This window comes from Sulfitobacter sp. (genome assembly GCF_041552635.1).
Classification (GTDB): domain Bacteria; phylum Pseudomonadota; class Alphaproteobacteria; order Rhodobacterales; family Rhodobacteraceae; genus Sulfitobacter.
The window spans coordinates 1-1,936 of record NZ_JBFEKM010000330.1 but is presented as its reverse complement, the minus strand read 5'-3'; the positions used below and the strand labels follow the sequence as shown (position 1 = coordinate 1,936).

The window sequence follows — 1,936 nt, the reverse complement described above, 5'->3', positions numbered from 1 at the left end:
ATTGCGACCGTAATGATTGCGTCCCTGCTGGCGATGATCGCGGGGGCGAACCCGTTTTCGGTGCTCGGGCTGATCCTGAAAGGCGCGTTCGGATCACAGTTTGCGCTGCTTGAAACCTTGAACCGCGCGACGCCGCTGATCTTTACAGGGCTGGCCATCGCCGTCGCGTTCAAGGCCAAGTTCTGGAACATCGGGGCCGAGGCGCAGTTATACGCCGGTGCCTTGATCACGGTGGTGTTGGGCACTGGCGCGCTGCCTTGGTCCGGCGTTGCGTTGATCCCCACACTGGCGATTGGCGCGGTGCTGGCGGGGGCGGTTGTGTTGCTGGTGCCTGCGATTCTGAAAACGCGCTTTGGCGTGGACGAAGTCGTGACGACCTTATTGTTCAACTTCATCTTTTTGCTTTTCATCTCGATGCTGCTGGAAGGTCCGCTCAAGGATCCGATGGGCATGGGCTGGCCCAAATCCGCGCGGCTGATTGCCGAAGGCAGATTGCCGCGCATCTTTGATGGTTTGCGGCTGCACTGGGGGTTTGCGCTGGCGATCCTTTGCGCGCTGGCTGTGTGGCTGATCCAGACCCGCAGCACCTTAGGGTATGAAATGCGCGCGGTCGGCCTGAACCGCGAAGCGGCGGCATTTGCGGGCATTCCGGTCAACACGGTTCTGGTCAAAACCGCGCTGCTGTCGGGCGGCTTGGCGGCACTTGCAGGCTTCTCAGAGGTGGCCGGGCTCAAGGGGAGCCTGACGCTCGATCTGTCGCCGGGGTTTGGCTACACCGGCATCATCGTGGCGATGCTGGCGCTGTTGAACCCGCTGGGTGTTATCGTATCGGCACTGTTTGTTGCCGGCATCTTCGTGGGGGCCGACAGCATGAGCCGCGCAGCAGGCGTGCCGACCTATCTGGCGGATATGATGCTGGCGACGGCGCTGCTGCTGATGGTGCTGGCAATCATGTTGACGCGGTTCAGAGTGGTACGCGACTGATGGAAATTCTGGATATCCTGATCTCGGCGAGTTTTTGGGCCGCTGCCATCCGTATCGCAACGCCGCTGATCCTTGCGACCATGGGCGAATTGATCTGCGAACGCGCGGGCGTGCTGAACCTGGGTATTGAGGGGATTATGGTCGCGGGGGCCTTTGCCGGCTGGATGGCAGTCTATTCCGGCACGGGGCTTTGGGTCGGTGTGGCCGTGGCCATGGTGGTCGGCATGGTCTTTGGCCTGTTACATAGCGTGCTGACGGTGCCGTTCGGGCTGTCGCAGCATGTGGTGGGGCTGGGGGTGACGTTGCTGGCGACTTCCTCGACCTATTATGCGTATCGCCTTGCGCTGCCGCAGGTGACCAGCCCGCCCAAGATTGCGGCGTTTCAGCCCTATGAAATACCGATCCTGTCAGACATTCCGCTGCTGGGGCAGGCGTTGTTCTCGCAGACACCCTTTACCTATCTGGCCTTTGCCCTGGTCGCGGCGACCAGCATCGTTTTGTATCGCACGCCTTTGGGCCTTGCCGTGCGCGCAGCGGGCGAAAGCCCCGCAGCGGTGGCAGCACAGGGGTTGTCGGTCACGGCGATCCGCATGGGGGCTGTGATCGTGGGCAGCGGGTTCATGGCCATGGGCGGCGCGTTTCTGACCATGTCGGCCTTTGACAGCTTTTTCTTCGAAATGGTGAACGGGCGCGGCTGGATCTGCATCGCCTTGGTGGTGTTCGGATCATGGATGCCGGGCAAGGCGCTGTTGGGCGCGGTCTTGTTCGCCGCCTTTGACGCGTTGTAAATCCGGGTGCAGCAAACCAGCTTTGGCGCGGATATCCCCTATCAAATCTTCCTCATGGCACCTTATATCCTGTCCATCGTCGCCCTGGTGCTGGTATCACGCCGCGCACAGGTGCCCGCCGCCTTGATGGTGCCGTTCAACAAAGGAGAACGCTGATGTTTGAT

1 protein-coding gene and 1 pseudogene are annotated in these 1,936 nt (G+C 61.2%); both read left to right on the top strand.

Translation table 11 applies throughout. The features are described from left to right. Nucleotides 1–984 (top strand): ABC transporter permease (locus ABYT07_RS20765; protein WP_372993897.1); only part of this gene is annotated, 984 nt, incomplete at its 5' end. Continuing rightward, a pseudogene (locus ABYT07_RS20760) lies at nt 984–1,928 on the top strand (ABC transporter permease). The gene ABYT07_RS20765 and the pseudogene ABYT07_RS20760, both read left to right, overlap by 1 nt. The last annotated feature ends 8 nt before the right edge of the window (nt 1,929–1,936 follow it).